13 protein-coding genes and 1 pseudogene are annotated in these 15,518 nt (G+C 72.0%); 5 read left to right on the top strand and 9 right to left on the bottom strand.

Annotated elements, in window-relative coordinates; translation table 11 throughout:
- Positions 1-69: 69 nt before the first annotated feature.
- Positions 70-1,653: an MFS transporter gene (locus H4N58_RS10500; protein WP_255490654.1), complete on the bottom strand. Its 1,584-nt coding sequence runs from the start codon at positions 1,651-1,653 to the stop codon at positions 70-72.
- A gap of 123 nt (positions 1,654-1,776) precedes the next feature.
- Entirely contained in the window at positions 1,777-2,574 is a 798-nt protein-coding gene (locus H4N58_RS10505) for a DUF4878 domain-containing protein (protein ID WP_182397086.1), read from the bottom strand.
- 145 nt (positions 2,575-2,719) lie between these two features.
- Here H4N58_RS10505 and H4N58_RS20660 point away from each other — a divergent pair.
- Positions 2,720-3,034: pseudogene (locus H4N58_RS20660) on the top strand (GNAT family N-acetyltransferase); the annotation flags it as partial.
- Positions 3,035-3,073: 39 nt separating this feature from the next.
- Here H4N58_RS20660 and H4N58_RS10515 read toward each other — a convergent pair.
- The 3 genes from H4N58_RS10515 to H4N58_RS10525 form a co-directional block, all read right to left on the bottom strand.
- Positions 3,074-6,568, bottom strand: coding sequence for a bifunctional RecB family nuclease/DEAD/DEAH box helicase (locus tag H4N58_RS10515; protein WP_167250900.1), 3,495 nt, complete (start codon positions 6,566-6,568; stop codon positions 3,074-3,076).
- Between the two features lie 81 nt (positions 6,569-6,649).
- The gene (locus H4N58_RS10520) at positions 6,650-8,101 is read right to left on the bottom strand and encodes a hypothetical protein (RefSeq protein ID WP_208322911.1); all 1,452 of its coding nucleotides are present in this window, start codon (positions 8,099-8,101) and stop codon (positions 6,650-6,652) included.
- Between the two features lie 23 nt (positions 8,102-8,124).
- Complete coding sequence (locus tag H4N58_RS10525; RefSeq protein WP_243845120.1) at positions 8,125-9,624, bottom strand: PLP-dependent aminotransferase family protein; 1,500 nt, start codon at positions 9,622-9,624, stop codon at positions 8,125-8,127.
- A gap of 29 nt (positions 9,625-9,653) precedes the next feature.
- Between H4N58_RS10525 and H4N58_RS10530 the strand changes: the two genes are divergently transcribed.
- Together H4N58_RS10530 and H4N58_RS10535 are read left to right on the top strand one after the other, a co-directional pair.
- Complete coding sequence (locus tag H4N58_RS10530) at positions 9,654-10,559, top strand: DMT family transporter (protein ID WP_167250894.1); 906 nt, start codon at positions 9,654-9,656, stop codon at positions 10,557-10,559.
- A 29-nt stretch (positions 10,560-10,588) separates the two neighbouring features.
- Complete coding sequence (locus H4N58_RS10535; protein WP_167250892.1) at positions 10,589-11,731, top strand: GTPase family protein; 1,143 nt, start codon at positions 10,589-10,591, stop codon at positions 11,729-11,731.
- A 9-nt stretch (positions 11,732-11,740) separates the two neighbouring features.
- On the opposite strand, the gene H4N58_RS10540 is transcribed toward H4N58_RS10535, so the two are convergent.
- The 4 genes from H4N58_RS10540 to H4N58_RS20420 are packed head-to-tail and all read right to left on the bottom strand — an operon-like array spanning position 11,741 to position 14,209.
- On the bottom strand, positions 11,741-12,874 hold the full coding sequence (locus H4N58_RS10540; protein ID WP_167002849.1) for a hypothetical protein: 1,134 nt from the start codon (positions 12,872-12,874) through the stop codon (positions 11,741-11,743).
- Positions 12,875-12,918: 44 nt separating this feature from the next.
- Positions 12,919-13,374, bottom strand: a complete 456-nt coding sequence (locus H4N58_RS10545; protein WP_167002851.1) for an SRPBCC family protein — start codon at positions 13,372-13,374, stop codon at positions 12,919-12,921.
- Positions 13,341-13,697 (bottom strand): DoxX family protein, encoded by a 357-nt coding sequence (locus tag H4N58_RS10550; protein ID WP_167250890.1) that lies wholly within the window; start codon positions 13,695-13,697, stop codon positions 13,341-13,343. The genes H4N58_RS10545 and H4N58_RS10550 overlap by 34 nt, the downstream gene beginning before the upstream one ends.
- Positions 13,694-14,209, bottom strand: coding sequence for a CGNR zinc finger domain-containing protein (locus H4N58_RS20420; RefSeq protein WP_167250888.1), 516 nt, complete (start codon positions 14,207-14,209; stop codon positions 13,694-13,696). The genes H4N58_RS10550 and H4N58_RS20420 overlap by 4 nt, the downstream gene beginning before the upstream one ends.
- A 47-nt stretch (positions 14,210-14,256) precedes the next feature.
- On the opposite strand from H4N58_RS20420, the gene H4N58_RS10560 reads away from it, so the two are divergent.
- Positions 14,257-14,892 carry a LysE family translocator gene (locus tag H4N58_RS10560; RefSeq protein ID WP_167250886.1) on the top strand — a complete coding sequence of 212 codons (636 nt, stop codon included), beginning with the start codon at positions 14,257-14,259 and terminating at the stop codon, positions 14,890-14,892.
- The gene (locus tag H4N58_RS10565; RefSeq protein ID WP_167250884.1) at positions 14,889-15,518 is read left to right on the top strand and encodes a GrpB family protein; all 630 of its coding nucleotides are present in this window, start codon (positions 14,889-14,891) and stop codon (positions 15,516-15,518) included. The genes H4N58_RS10560 and H4N58_RS10565 overlap by 4 nt, the downstream gene beginning before the upstream one ends.

Consider the following 15,518-nt stretch of genomic DNA (forward strand, 5'->3'; position numbering starts at 1 on the left):
ACCAGCCGCGCATCATGTCGGTGCCGCAGGTCGTCAGCGATCGAACGCAGGGCCCTCCCCGCCACCCCGTCACGGTTCGCTCACCTGGGTGGTCCGCGCACCCGCAGGCACGGTCGGCAGCAACCGGGTGAAGTACAGCGCCGCCATGATGAAGAACGCGAGGACGAGCAGACTCGCGCGCAGGCCCGCGATCCGCGCGTCGGTGTTCTCCTCGACGATCGCGTTCGCCTCTGCCGTCGGGATCCCTGCCTCCGCCAGGCCGTCCTCGAGCTGGCTGTCGGAGACGAACGGAACGCCGCTCGCGAGGCTCACCTCCGCCCGGTCCGAGAGATCGTCGGGGACGGCGTCGTTGGCCTGGATCCCGCCCATGAACGAAGCCGTCAGCGCGCCGATGAGGACCGAGCCTGCGAGCGCCGTGCCCAGCGATGCCCCCAGGTTCGTGGCGGTGTTCTGGAGACCACCCACCTCGCCGCTCAGGGTGTCGGGCAGAGCCGAGACGGTCACCGCGCCGAGCTGCGACGAGAGGGCGCCGACGCCCAGTCCGGCGAGGAGGAGCGGCACCGTCACGATCTCCGCACCGGCTCCCGCCTCGAGGGAGAGCACGAGCGAGGTCACCCCGGCGAGGAGAGCGATCAGCCCCCACGAGACCACCCGCCGCGGAGAAGCCCCGGGCCACAGGCGCGGGACGCCGACCGCCGCCAGCAGGAGGGTGAGCGAGAGCGGGAGGATGCGGACGCCCGTCTCCACCGCGCTCAAACCCAGCGCGACGGACAGGAAGAGCGGGATCGTGAAGAACAGCCCCGCTTGGACGAGGAACTGGAAGAAGAACATCGTCAGGCCGCCGGTGAGCTGGCGGTTGCGCAGCATCGAGACGTCGACCAGGGGCTCGCGCCCTGCGGCCGCAGTACGAGCCTCCCACCAGAAGAACACCCGCAGGACGACGAGGCCGCCGAGCACGAGCCAGACGGTCGGAGACATCCCGAGGAGCGACGGTCCGTCGGGCGAGGGGCGAACCCATCCCCACTCCCCCGACCGCAGGACGCCGTACACACCGAGGGCGAGGCCCGTCGCGGAGAGGAGCGACCCGATCGCGTCGAGGCTGCCGGAGGACTCGCGACGACTGTCGTGGATCCGCCGGGTCAGCGCGAGGATCACCACGACCAGCACGACCTCTCCGGCGAACACCAGGCGCCACGTGAGGTAGGTGGTCACCGCGCCGCCGATGAGCGGGCCCGCAGCGACGGCGACGGCGCCGGCAGACGCCACCAGGCCGTACGCGCGCGGGCGCTCCTCGGACGGGAAGTTCGCTGCCACGAGGGCGACGATCGCCGGCATGATCAACGCAGCCCCGACGCCCTCGAGAAGGGACCAGCCGATCAGCAGGACGGCGAGGTTCGGCGCGAGCGAGGTCGTCAGCGACCCGATGCCGTAGATGACGCACCCGATCGCGAACGCCCGGCGCCGTCCGATCATCGTGCCGACCTTGCCGCCGGTGATCATCAACGCCGCCATGACGAGCGTGTAGAGCGTGATCGCGGTCTGGATGCCGGTCACCGTCGTGTCGAGGTCGGCGGCGACCTGCGCGATCGAGACGTTCATGACCGAGCTGTCCAGGGTCATGAGGAACTGGCCGGACGCCAGCGTCAACAACACGACCCCTCGCCCGGCCACCATCGGACCAGTCTCTGGCCGCGAGCGGCGGCATGGTGGGGAATTGCACACGCGCCGCAGCCTTCTCGGCTGCGGCGCGCGTCAGGTCGTGCGGTCCGATCGAGATCAGGGGGTCGGCGGCTCGACCTCGTTGAGATCGGGGAGATCGTCGGTGTCGGGCAGGTCGTCGACGTCAGGCGTGTCGGCCGTGCCGAACTCGTCGACCTTCCAGGAGCCGCCCTCCTTGACGAGCTCGACCTCCTGATCGACGGAAGTCCCCATCACCGACAGGGAGACCTTCGAGGTGGCCTCGTCGCCGTCGACCTTGGTGTCCTTCACGGTGAACTTCGCGTCGCGCAGGGCCTTGAGCATGCCCTCGCTGCCTTCCTCTTCCTTCAGGGACTCCTTGCACTTGTCGGCGCCTTCACCGTTGCGGAAGTCGTCGGTCGTGATCGCGACGAGCGCCTCGCAATCGCCGTCCTGGATCGCGGCGATGAACTCCTTGGTGGCGTCCTCGGGGTTCGACGCGCCGCCGCCCCCATCACCGAACAGGAGCACGGCGCCCAGCACGACGGCGATCAGCAGGACGGCAGCGCCACCGATGAGGCCGATGAGGAGGCCCTTGTTCTTGCCCTTCGGCTCCGAGCCCGTGGGCGGCTGGCCCTGACCGTAGTAGGCCTGCTGCGGCTGCTGACCGTACGGCTGCTGCGGCTGCTGACCGTACGGCTGCTGGGGCTGCTGACCGTACGGCTGCTGGGGCTGGCCGTAGGGGCCAGGAGGCTGTTGCCCGTACCCGGGTGGCGGTCCCTGCGGGGGCGGACCCTGGGGCGGCTGACCCCCCTGGGGAGGCTGGCCCTGGGGCGGCTGCTGTCCGTACGGGGGCTGAGGGCCGTTCGAGGGTTGGCCTGACCACTGATCGCTCACGCGCATACGGTACGCGACCAAAGAGTCGCTCCGCGGCCGCGCCCGGCGGGCGACCTGGTTCTATGGTGCCGTGACGACAGGGTGGACGCTGCGCCGAAGCCGAGCCGAGGACGCTGAGTGGATGGCCGAGCTGCGGGCTGTGGTGATGCGCGACGATCTGGAGCGGCTCGGGCGGTACGACCCCGTGCGTGTGCGCTGCCGGTTCTTGGACGCTTTCGACGCCGCGCACACCGGAGTCATCGTCGTCGACGGCGTCGATGCGGGTCTCATCGCGCTGCGGCCGACGGAGGGCGCGCAGTGGATCGAGCACTTCTACGTCCGCGCGGACTACCAGGGCCTCGGGATCGGGTCAGCGGTGCTCGGACGTACCCTCGCCGAGCACGGCGACGAGCGACCCTTCAGGCTGAACGTCCTCCAAGGCAGCCGAGCCCGTGCCCTGTACGAGGCGCACGGGTTCGTCGTCGACGGCGAGGACGCGATCGACGTCTTCATGGTCCGCTCACACGCGCAGGAACGCCCCCAGCTCGAGCACACCGTCGGGCGTGCGAGGCATGTAGGAGGTCAGTGCGTCGGAGCGGAGGATTTCGGCCCGCCACTGCGCGCGCGAGATCGCGACGTTGACGCGGTGGCGGTCGAGGAGGAACCCCATCCCTCGCGGCACGTCATCGGGTGAGGACGCCGCCATGGAGACGAGGACGACGGGCGCCTCCTGCCCCTGGAACTTGTCGACGGTCCCGACGCGTACGCCGTCGATGCCAGTGTCGTCGAGCACACGACGCACCAGGTGGACCTGGGCGTTGAAGGGAGCCACGACGAGGATGTCGGCCTCGCCCAGCGGGCGCGGCGCCTCGTCGCCGCCGGGGCTCCACGAGGTACCGAGCAGCGCCCGCACACGCACCGCCACCTCTGCGGCCTCCTCGACGGAGGCGGTGCGGTTGCCGTGGTGGTCGACGAGCTGGGTCGCCACGCCTGGCGCGATGCCTGCGAGGTCGCGCTCAGAGGTGCACGGGTGCGCGGTGAGCGCTCCCTCGTACGCGAGGTGAGAGACGGCCTCGCAGAGCCGCGGGTGCATGCGGTAGGTGGTGCCGAGGAAGTAGCCGAGGTCGGCCGGCATCGCGGCGCGCCCCTCCATCACCCAACCCAGTGCGGACGTGTCGACCGGCTCGCCGTGGGTGCCCTGGCTCACCTGCGGGAGCTGCTGGGGATCGCCCAGCAGGAGCAGGCGCTGGGCCGCCACCGAGACCCCGATCGTCGGCGCGAGCGCGAACTGCCCGGCCTCGTCGACGACGAGCAGGTCGAGCGAGCCGCGCGGGACGCGGTCGGCGTTGGTGAAGTCCCACGCGGTGCCGCCGAGCACACAGCCCGTGCCCTCCGACTCCTCAAGGAAGGCGGCCACGCCGTTGTCGGGCAGTCGTGTCCACGCCGGGACTGCCGTCTTGGCCTTGGGCTTGCCGACCCGCGCCGCCTCGAGACCGGCCTCGACGGTCTTGTCGAGCACGTGCTCGACCACCGCATGGGACTGGGCGACGACGCCAATCCGCCAGCCGTGCTCCTCGACGAGGCGCCGGATCACCCGCGCCGCCGTGTGGGTCTTGCCCGTGCCGGGTGGCCCCTGGACGGGGACGTAGGAGGAGTCGAGGTCACGCAGCGTCGCTACGAGATCGTCGACCGCGTCCCCTGTCTGCGGGAGGCGGTCGAGTGTCCGTAGCCGTGGGGTGCGACGTGCCAGCACGTCGTACGCCGGTCCGGCGGGCAGCGTCGCTCCCCCGAGGGACGCAGCCGCGCACTCGCCGATCGCGGCCGTGATCGACTCTGCGGGGGGCGGTGGCCCCGGGGTGATCGCGGTCGGCAGCCACGGGTGCGGGCCGATCGCGCGGGTCGCCTTCTCGCGGACGAGCACGGCGTCGGAGGCGTCGGTGTCGTTGCCGTCGTGCGGGGCGGGCGTGATGCCGTCGACCGTCGGTGTGTAAGCGCGGATGCCGTCGACCGACGTCTTGCCACCCTCAGGACCGGGCAGGTCGTACAGGAGGAAGGCCCCGTCACCGTTGCCGATCGTCGTGCCGGGACCCCACTCGCCGGCAAGGCGCAGGGTGCGGCGGGCGAGCTTGCGGCCCTCGGCCTGCCAGTCTTCGACGACCTCGGCCGACTCGACCACGAACACGTCACGAGATGCCGCCCACTCGTCGACCGGCGCGCGGAGCCGGTCGAAATGCGCCCACCAGAAGGGCAGCGACTCGCGGCGGTAGTAGCCGAGCGCAGCGGCGAGCATTGCGTACGCCTGCTGCTCGGCCGAGCGCTCCCCACGGTCAACGGGACCGGCGCGGTCGAGCAGGCCCTTGACCAGCACCGCGTCGTCTCCGGGCTCCTCGTCCTCGGCGTCGAACGCCGGCAGCGGCACCGGGGCGGGCCGTGGCTCGACTCCCGCCTCGTCGCCGACCCGCAGGAGCCAGTCACGCAGCCGCAGCGTCGACAGGCAGTCGTACTCGTTGTAGTCGGCGAGCTCGGCGAGCCTCTTGGCGGCCTCGTCGAGCCGTTCGTCCTCGATCATCGCGCGATAGGCGTGGTATTCGACGATCGACGCGTCGCCGGCCTGGACCTCGCCGGCGCGCAGCTCGTCGGAGCCCATATAGAGGGGCTCGAGCTTCTTGATGCTGTACGAAGGCTGCGAGACGCGCACGGACCCTCGCACCACCGCGTACAGGTCGACGAAGACTCCCGCGCGCAGCAGCGCGTCGAGCTCGCGCTCGTGGGTGGCGTAGCGGGCGACGAGCCGCTTGAGGGCGCTCGTCTCGTACGGGGCGTAGTGGTAGACGTGCAGGTCAGGGAAGCGCGCGCGCCGCTCGGTGAGGTAGTCGAGGAACGAGACCAGCGCCGCCCGCTCCCCCACGCGGTCATGGGCCCACCACGGCAGGAACGGGCCGCGGCTCTCCCCTGGCGCAGGAGCCTCCATCACGCCCCAGAGGTATTCGAGGCCCCACTCGGTCAGGTCGCTCTCGTGGTAAAGCGGGTCACCCTCGAAGTCGAAGAAGACGTCGCCCGGCGACGGTGGCGGCAACGCCGAGAGGTGGGTCGGGGCGACGACCTCGTACGTGACCTGCGGCCGGCCGTCGGCGCCGGGCCCCGCGTCACGCTGGGCCTGCTGGAGGCGGGCCTGCGCGTGAAGCCGGGAGAAGACCGCCTGCGGCATGCCAGGAGGTGGCTCGGCGGACGCGACGAGCGCGTCGAGGGTGGAGATGCCGGCTGCACGCAGCCGTTTGCGATGGTCAACACGCAGCCCTGCGACCACGAGGACGTCACCGGTGGCAGCGATTGCCTCGGCGCACGCCTCACAGCGACCGCACGCGACATAGCGCTCGTCGCCCCACACCACGGGTCCGTCCTCGGCGTGGTGCTCGGCGACAAGCCGACGAAGCCGCTCTCGGCGGGCCTGGAAGACCGGGAGCACCTCGGCGAGCGGGAACGACTCCTTGCGGCCGTCGCCGAGGAGCAGGACGACCGTGGCGGCGACCGGCTGGCCCGCGCGCTCGAGCTGGTCGGCGTAGGCGGCGAGCTGAAGCAGGGCCTTGGCCCGGGCCTCTCGGGCGAGCTTGGCGTCGCACACCACCCAGCCGTCGTCACCGCGCTCGAGGAAGTCGGCGTAGCCGTGGAACTCGCCGTCGAAGAAGCCGGCCTGAGAGACCACCTGGACGTCGGACGAGAGGGCGGCAAGCGTCGTCTCCTGCAACGCACGCAGCCGCTCGACGGTCGGCGGACCGACACGGTCGATCTCGGCGATCGCGTCCGCCCCCAGGGCACGCCGGAGCCGGTCGAGCTCACGTGCCTCGTGAGCGTCGCCCAACCGGGCGATGTGGCTCAGCATCGCGTCGTCGCCGGCCGCCACCGGCGCAGCCCGCCGGAGACGGGCGTCGAGGCTGCGCAGGAACGCGAACTCGCACTCCGAGGCGAGCGTCAGGTCGGACGCACTCCAGACCACGTGACCCTCGAGCACGAACACGTGACCGCTCCTCTCCGCCGACGTGCCAGTGAGCGTACGGGAAGGGTCCGACAAGCCTCGGCGGCCGCGCCTGCGGCGCTCTCAGCGGCGTCGCAGCGTGGACGGAAGCCCACCGACGGCAGCCACGCCGAGCGCCGAGCGCGGCTCGTACGCGACACGCCAAAGGCCCCCGTGCGCCGCGCCGTCGGCGAAGAGCTCCTCGGGGTGCTCGCGCACCGGGACGGGCCGGTTCAGGTCGCGGACGAGCAGCGCCGCCATCAGCGTGCGGGTCGTGTCCGGTGCGAAGATCTCGACGCCGAACCGGTGCGCCCCTGCGTAGGCGGCTGCGAGCAGGCGGTTCTTGGTCACCGAGCGCGTCCAGGTCGCGGGAGCGACGTTGAACGAGACGCGCTGCCCGGCGTCCTCGGCGACCACGCCACGCCAGCGCTGGATCCGCTTCGCCATCGCGTAGTTCGGGCCCTGCTGAGGGACGAGGATGTCGGCGACACCGGTGCCGTCCGGCAGCACGGTCGCATAGTTCGGGAGGAACAGCCGTCCACGGCTCGCCACGCGCAACGGTGCCTGGAGCCAGCGGACGGCGCCGCGCTCACGGAACGCCTGCGTGCTTGCGGCCACGACGTCGGCCGGCACGACGAACGCGTCGGTGGGTGTCGCGAGGTAGGCCAGTGCGGTGCCCGGGTCCTCGTCGGTGAGTCGGGAGAGCATCGCGTCGACGGCGGCCGTGACGCGGACGTGGGCGCCGCCGTCGGCGTACGCGTGCATCCCGACGACCATGCTCCCCTCACCGCGTGCGTCATGCGCCTCCCGGAGCCAGGCGAGGACGTCGCCGGTCCGCGAGACCAGGTCTGCCCCCGCGGTGCCGTCCTCGACGGGATACGAGACAGTGCCGGCACCGCCCTCCGCGGTCTCGCGCACCCGGTCCCAGACACGCGCGGCCGGGACATCGACGGCGAGGACGTCGGCGCCCCACGTGCACAGCGGGCCGAGCGGGCTCATCTCCGCGCCCGCGCCGAGCAGGGCGACCGTACGGCCGCCGAGCGCGAGCCACTCGGGGTGGTCCACGACCTCTCCGACCGCCTCGGCGAAGGACGGCTCGACGATCCCGTCGGCCTGCCACCGGGCGAGCTGGTCGCGCAGGGCTCCGCCACTGAGGGAGCGTCCGCGGTACGGCACGCGCAGCTCCGGCACACGAGGAGCCGTGCCCCGTATGGTCTCGGTCGCGAACGGCTCGCCGTCACCACTCCAGTCCCGTAGCGGAACCTCGCTTCCCGCCCCGGAGACGACCATCCGCTCGTGGACGGACCTCAGGCCCGCCTGCGCCATCGCGAGCGCGGCCTTGGGCGTCTGCGCGGACGCCGCCGTCGCGCGTCCGACCAGGCCGACGTAGTCGGCGCGCCACGACGACGCCGCGGCGACGTCGTCCGCAAGGTCCGGGTCGACGTCGCGGGTCGCATCGGCGAGGACGCCCCGGACGGCGGGCGTCGAGGGTCGCCGTCCGTCGACGGAGGGGAAGGTGATCTCACGTGGCTGCACCCCCCCAGTATCTGAGGTTCCCCTCATGTTTTGTCCAGTACCCCCCGTACGGCCTCGGCGACGACGGCGATCCCGTCGTCGACCGCGCCCGCCCCGTTGGCCGCGTAGCCGAGCACGAGCCCAGGCCTGCCGGGCCGTTGGCGGTGCAACGACAGCGGGTGCGTCTTGACTCCCCCGGCGAGCGCCTCCTCCGCGACCGCCCGGTCGTCGATCCCCTCGGGCAAGGTCACGACGAGGTGCAGGCCCGCCGCCGCGCCCTGCACACGCGCCTCGGGGAGCCGTTCGGCCAGCGCGGCCACCATCGCGTCGCGGCGCCGGCGGTGGCGGGACCGCAAGATCCGCAGGTGCCGCTCCATCGCCCCCGACTCCATCAGCGCGGCGAGGACGAGCTGGCCGAGGACGGGGTTGCCGAGATCGACGTCGCGCTTCAGGGCGAGCACGCGCGCGTGCAGCCGCGGCGGGACGAGCAGCCATCCGGTACGGAGCGCCGGCGCGAGAAGCTTCGAGACGCTGCCAGCGTAGGCGACGGCCTCACCCAGCGTGCCGCGCAGCGCGGGCACGGGCGCTCGGTCGTAGCGGTGCTCGGCGTCGTAGTCGTCCTCCACCACGAGCCCGCCGTCGGCGACCCATCCGGCCAGGTCGCGGCGGCGCGGCCCACTCAGCACGACGCCGGTCGGGAACTGGTGCGCCGGTGTCAGCATCACGGCTCCGACCCCGCTCGACCGCAGGGCATCCACCCGTACGCCGTCGTCGTCCACCGGCACCGAGACCACGTCGGCCCCCTGGCGACGCAGCTGCTGCCGCGCGCCGAACGAGCCCGGGTCCTCGACGCCGATCCTGACGACCCCCTCGTCGCGGAGCACGTGCGCCAGGAGGAAGAACGCCTGTGCGACGCCCGCCACCACGAGCACCTCGTCGGGGTCGACGCGGATGCCCCGGCTGCGGGCGAGCCAGCGCGCGACCGCGGTGCGCAGAGCAGCGGTCCCACGCGGGTCGCCGTACCCGAGGTCGGCGGCGCTCCGGCCGGTCAGGACCTCCCGCTCGGCGCGCAGCCAGGCGGCTCTCGGGAAGGCCGTCAGGTCGGGTACACCGGGCGAGAGGTCGATCCGGGCGGGAGCGGCACGGAGCCGGTCGACGAAGTCGGCGCCGTCGAGATCGGAGAATACCGCCGTCTCGGCGCCGGCGATCGGTGAAGCCGCCCGTCCACCGGCCGCAGGCGTTGGCTGTACGGGGCTCGAGACGACGACCGTCCCGCCCCGCCCGCGCCCCTCGACATGCCCTTCGTCGGCGAGTCGCCGATATGCCTCGGTGACCACCCCGCGAGACACGCCGAGGTCCTGGCCGAGGGTCCGGGACGCCGGGAGTCGAGCGCCGATCGGCAGCGAACCATCGAGGACCGCTTCGCGGATCTGCGCCGCGAGGTACGTCGCGAGCGACCCCGACGCCACGCCCGTCAGGTCGAGCCCGAGGAAGTCCGCGCCCGGTTTGGTCTCCTCGTACGGAAAGTCTTTGGACCTGGCCACCGGTCCATTGTGGCCTCGACGCTGGAGGCATGCACCTCGCGAGCACATCCCACGCCTCCGCATACCTGCCTGGCGCCCTCGGCATGGCGCTCGTCGGCGGCAGCGTCGCCGTCTCGCACGTCCTGACCGACGCACCGCTCATGACCCCGCAAGCTCTCCGGTACGCCGCCGCGGCTGCGGTCCTCGTCGGGATCGCCCGGATCCTGGGCCGTCCCGTCCCGCTGCCGCGAGGGCGCGAGTGGGCCCTCCTCGGTCTGCTCGCGGCCACCGGGCTCGTCCTCTTCAACGTCGCGCTCGTCCGAGGCGCGGAGCACGCCGAGCCCGCGGCCATCGCCGTCGCGGTCGCCTCAGTCCCGGTCGTGCTCGGCGTCGTCGGCCCGCTCCTCGAGGGACGCTCACCGACGGCCCGGATCCTCGTCGCGGCGGTGGTCGTCACCGCGGGGAGCGTCCTCGTCCAAGGGGGAGGCCGCACCGACGGCGCAGGTGTCGCGTGGGCCGTGCTCGCGCTGGCATGCGAGGCGGCCTTCACCCTTCTCGCCGTCCCCCTGCTCCCTCGGCTCGGGCCATGGGGTGTCTCGGTGCACTCGGTGGTGATCGGGACGCTGATGTTCACCGCGCTGGCACTCGTCACGGAAGGCCCCACCGCCGCCGGACGCCTCGACGCGGTGGACTGGGCCGCAATCGCGTACCTGTCCGTCCTGGTGACCGCGGTCGCCTTCGTGCTCTGGTACGCGACCGTGGCGCGCGTCGGGAGCGCGGCCGCAGGTCTGCTCACCGGACTCGCCCCCGTCGCCGCGGCGGCCGTCGGTGTCGTCGTCACGGGAGACGTTCCGAGCGCGCTCGTATGGGTCGGCGTCGCAGTCGTCGTCGCCGGGCTCGCGATCGGCCTGCGCGCTCCGCGACGCCTGCGGCGACCGGTCGTCGTCGCGCAGTGAGGTGACCGCGCCTCTGGCAGGCTGGTCACGTGCCCGAGACACCGACCGACCGCTGGTTCGCCGACGCCTTCCGTGGAGCCTGGGAGAACGAGCAGCGCAAGCTGGGACGCTTCAACCTGGCGATCTTCGGCAAGACGGGCGTCGGCAAGAGCACGCTCGTCAACGCGATCTTCGGCGACGACATCGCCGCCACGGGCATCGGCGAGCCGGTGACCCGCGAGGAGCACCTCTATCTCCACCGCAGCGGCACCCTCGGCGTGCTCGACACCCGTGGGCTCGAGGTCGGCGTGGACAACGACGCCATCCTCGCCGAGGTCGCCGACCACGTCTCGCGGATGCGACGACGTCCGCTCGAGGAGCAGCTCCACGTCGCGTGGTTCTGCGTACGGGCAGGCGACCGGCGTTTCGAGGACACCGAGGCCGAGTTCGTCCGCGCGCTCGCGCGGCTCGGGGTTCCAGTCATGCTCGTGATGACCCAGGTCCCACAGGTCGGCGGCCGCATCCACCCGGACGCACTGGCGCTCGCCGCGGAGATCGAGGCGCGCGAGCTTCCGGTCCACCGCAGCAAGGTCTTCCTCACGATGGCCGTCGGTGACCCGTTCTCCGGGCACGACGCGCACGGGCTCCTGGAGCTGCTCGATGCCACCTTTCGCTGTGCGCCAGAAGGAGTAGCCGAGGCGATCACCGCGGCACAGCGCATCGACCTCGCCCGCAAGCGCAAGCGGGCTGGTGACGCGATCAAGGTCGCGACGAGCGCAGCCGGGACCGCCGGAGCCAGCCCGATCCCGTTCTCCGACGCGGCTGTCCTCGTCCCGATCCAGATCACGATGATGGCCTCGATCGCGAACACGTACGGGCTGAGCCTGGAGCGCTCGACGGCGGCGTCGTTGGCCGCCACCGCGGCGGCGACGGTCGCTGGGCGTACGGCCGTCACGAGCCTGGTGAAGCTGATCCCAGGCGCCGGGACGATCGTGGGTGGCACGATCAGCGCGGCCGTCGCCGGCACGCTCACCTACGCGGTCGGTCACGCGTGGACACGCGTGTGCGAGCGCCTCACGCAGGGCGAGCTTCAGGGCGTCGGCGGCGTCCTCGACAGCGCGATGATCCGCAAGGTCTTCATGGAGGAGTTCCGCAAGCAGGCCAAACGGCGTGGCTCGGCCGTCGAGCGCTGACAAGACGCGTCAACGGCCGGGTGAGCGACGGCGCCGCCCGGGTGGCCAGGCGGGTGCCGACAGCGGCCTGATGCCGGGCGGCGGCTCGGCGCCCTCGGTGACCGGCAGCGCACCGAGGATCCGGCGGAGCGAGACGACCACGGCCGCACCAGGGAAGGCCTCTTCGCCGCGGTCGAGGGACTGTGCCACGAGAGCCGAGACACGCTCGACCGAGCGCGTCACGGTCGCGGCGTCGGCTGCGGCCACCTGCTGGTCGCGCGCGAGCGTACGAACGACCGCCGCGAGGTCGTGGAGGGTGTCGGCGACGGTCCGCGCGGCATCCCCGCCCGGGCGCAGCCACGGACCGTCCGACTGCTGCACCTCGCTGATCATGAAGGTGAGGTTCTCGGCCAGGTCGGCGACCCGCTCGATGACGTCCGCGGTCCTGCGCTGCTGGGCGACGACCGCGCGCCACCTGCCCGCACGCAGGTTGCCGCGCAGCGCGTCGTCGAGCGCGGCGTAGCTCTCCCGCAGGCGCAGCGCCTCGGGCTGGACCTCGTGCGGGAGGTCGTGCCACGGCGCTCCCTCATCGTCCCGCGTGGTCACGAGCGCGTCTGCGAGCGCGTCGAGCTGGTCGGCGACCAGGTCCGCGACGTTCTCGAGCCGCTTCACGGACACCCGTACAGGCACCGGCGGAAGGAGGAGCATGAGGGTGAAGCCGATGGCGGCGCCGATCGCTACCTGCCCGACGAGCCCCGACACGAAGTCAGAGGTGTCGATGTTGCCCAGGATGTAGGTGAACAGCGCCGCCGTGATCACCCAGCTGCGCTGGTCTCCCAGGCGGTCCCAGCCGCCGAGCAGCACGGCGACCAGCACCAGGAGCCCGATCGCCGCCCAGCCAGGGACCGGGAGGAGATGGAACCCGGCACCCACGCTCGCTCCCATGACGAGGGCAGTGAACAGGTGAGCCGAGTCACGCAGCGAGGCTGCGACGCTCGGGTGCACGGCGAGGACGGCGCCGAGCGGCGCGTAGTAGGCGTAGTCGCCGACCGGTGGCGGCACCAAGTTGCCGACCTGCCACGCCACGGCGGCCGCGACGGCGGCCTTCACGGCGATGTGCACGCGAGACCCGAGCAACGGGTCGGTGCTGCCGGTCGTCTTCATCCGGCCACACTAACCACGGCGGTCGGTCGACCGAGCAGGCGGCGTCAGCGCGCGCGGTGCTCCGCAGCCCCGGCGAAGGTCGCGGCCTCACGGTCGACGAGCGCGCGATAGTGCGCACCGCCCATCGCCGAGATCGCCCGCGACAGCAAGCCTGTCTGCTCGAGGACCAGCTCGAGCCGCGAGCCCCCCGGCTGCGCGACGACCCGGTGCGCGCCGGTGCTCGTCACTCCCGGCACCGACATCCGCCAGGTGAACGCCGTGCCGGGCTCGAGCTCGGTCACCGTCCACTTCATAGGCCGAATGCTCGGCTGCCGGACGAGATAGACCGCACCCAGCTCCAGACCACCCGCGCCTTGCGGCTCGACCTTGATGAAGCTGTCGCTGATCAGCGGCCAGTGGCTCGGGTCGGCAAGGACCGACCACAGCACCTCGGGTGGCGCCTTGACGTCGACCTTGACCTCGTACTTCACAGGAACGACCACCAGAGCGTGCCGACGCACAGGACGAGCATGCCTGTGGCGTTGACGAACAGGTTGCGGCCGAGGTCACGTGCGCGCACGTGCATCGAGATCGCGACCAGGAAGTAGGCGATCAAGGCGGCGACCGTCACGATGCCGACGTACGGGATCCAGATGCCGGCGACGAGGCCGGCGGCCGCGGCGGCCTTGACCGGCGCGAGAAGCCTCCAAAACCGCTGAGGGAACCGGACGTCGGCGAGGCACTCGCGGACGAAGGCCGCCGGCTTGATGCACAGCACGGCGTCGGCGGCGCTGATCAGCGCCAGCACGACCACCGGCCACACGGGCTCCGGGAGCGCGCTCATCGTGCGTCCTCTCGCGATCGACGGCGGTGGGCAGCAACGCGAGCCCTCCCCGCGCACTGCGTCGAACAATAGCGTCGCGGTCGACCACGAGGACTGTCGATCCAGGCGTCGACGCACTCCTGACCGCCGCACACCCCTATCGTCTGCGCCCCGCGGAGCACCACCACGTCGGCGAGCGTGCGCAGGGCGGCGACCAGCAACGCGTCGGCCGATCGCGCGGGCACCCACTCCTCGTGGGCATGCCCGGCGTCGTCGCTTCGTAGGTGGACGGTCACGCCGGTCTCGGCGATGAGCCGGTCGAGCTGCCGGACGCGATCGCGCGGTGTCGGCGCGGCGAAGACGGGGTGGAGGCGGTCGGCGGTGCGGACGAGGACGTCGGTGTCCTCGCTGGCGGCGAGGCCGGCCGTACGAGGGTCCGGAAACGCCTCATCGCCCTCGCCCGCCTCCTCGCGGGGTCGGGTGCCCCACTCGTTCACCAGGGTGACGAGGTCGTCCGACTCGAGAGTGTGCATACGGAGAGTGTAACGCTCATCATGCCGAAAAGCGTTACAATAGAACGGTGGTCGATCCGTCCGTCCTCCCCGCCTTCGTCCTGGCCGTCGTCGCCGTGACGATCGCGCCGGGGCCGGACAACACCTACATCGCGGCCGTCGCACTGCGGCACGGGCCGCGGGCCGGCGTCGTCTCGGCGCTCGGCATGGCGTGCGGGATGGTCGTCCACGTGACGGCGGCGGCGCTCGGCCTGGCCGCGCTGCTGCGCCTCAACCCCGAGATCATCGTCGTGATCCAGCTCGTCGGCGCGGCCTACCTCGGCTGGCTCGCCGTCGACACCCTCCGAGGCCTCTCCCACACCTCGGAAGCAGGCAAGGTCCCCGCGACCCGCGACGTGCTCGTCCGGGCGACGCTCACGAATCTGACGAACCCGAAGGTCATCTTGTTCTTCGCCGCGTTCCTCCCGGGATTCGTCGTCGCAGGCCACGGCAGCACCGTCGTCCAGATGCTCACCCTCGGCACGCTCTTCCTCGTGGTCGGCCTGGTCTGCGACGTGACGATCGGCATCGTCGCTGGGCGCCTCGGACGGGCCCTCGACTCGCGCGGCCGCGCCGGGACCGGTCTGACGGTGGTCGCCGCGTGCGTGTACGCGACGCTTGCGCTGATCCTCCTCGTCGAAGCCGTCCGTACGATCGGCTCGTGAGCACCCACCCCCTCTGGCGCCCGTACGAGGTCCCCGACCAGGAGACGACCGACGAGGCGTTCGTCGCCGGAGCAGAGCCGAAGGTCGAGGGGGGCGTCACTGTCGTCCCGTACGACCCTGCGTGGCCGCTCACGTACGTGCAGGTCGCGCAGGCGGTCCGCGACACCGTCGGCGACGGGGTGGTCGCGCTCGCGCACGTCGGGTCAACCGCGGTCCCCGGACTCGCCGCCAAACCGGTCATCGACATCGATCTGGTCGTGGCCGATCCGGCGGACGAGACGTCGTACGTACCGGCGCTCGAGCGGGCGGGCTTCGTGCTGCGGATTCGCGAGCCGGAGTGGGAACAGCACCGGATGCTGCGCCTCGACGTGCCCATGGTCAACCTCCACGTGTTCGGGCCCGACTCGCGTGAGACACACAGGCACCTGCTCTTCCGTGACCGGCTGCGCGGCGACGTGGCCGACCGCGAGGCGTACGGGGCTCTCAAGTCGGCGCTCGCACACCAGGACTTCGCGACGGTGACGGCGTACAACGCGGCGAAGGCGGCGCTGATCTACGCGATCTATGAGCGGGCGTTCGCGGCGGACTCGGAGCACCCGCACGACCCGCGGCCGATCGGCGCCTGA

Origin of the sequence: Mumia sp. ZJ1417 (genome assembly GCF_014127285.1) — a bacterium.
Classification (GTDB): domain Bacteria; phylum Actinomycetota; class Actinomycetes; order Propionibacteriales; family Nocardioidaceae; genus Mumia.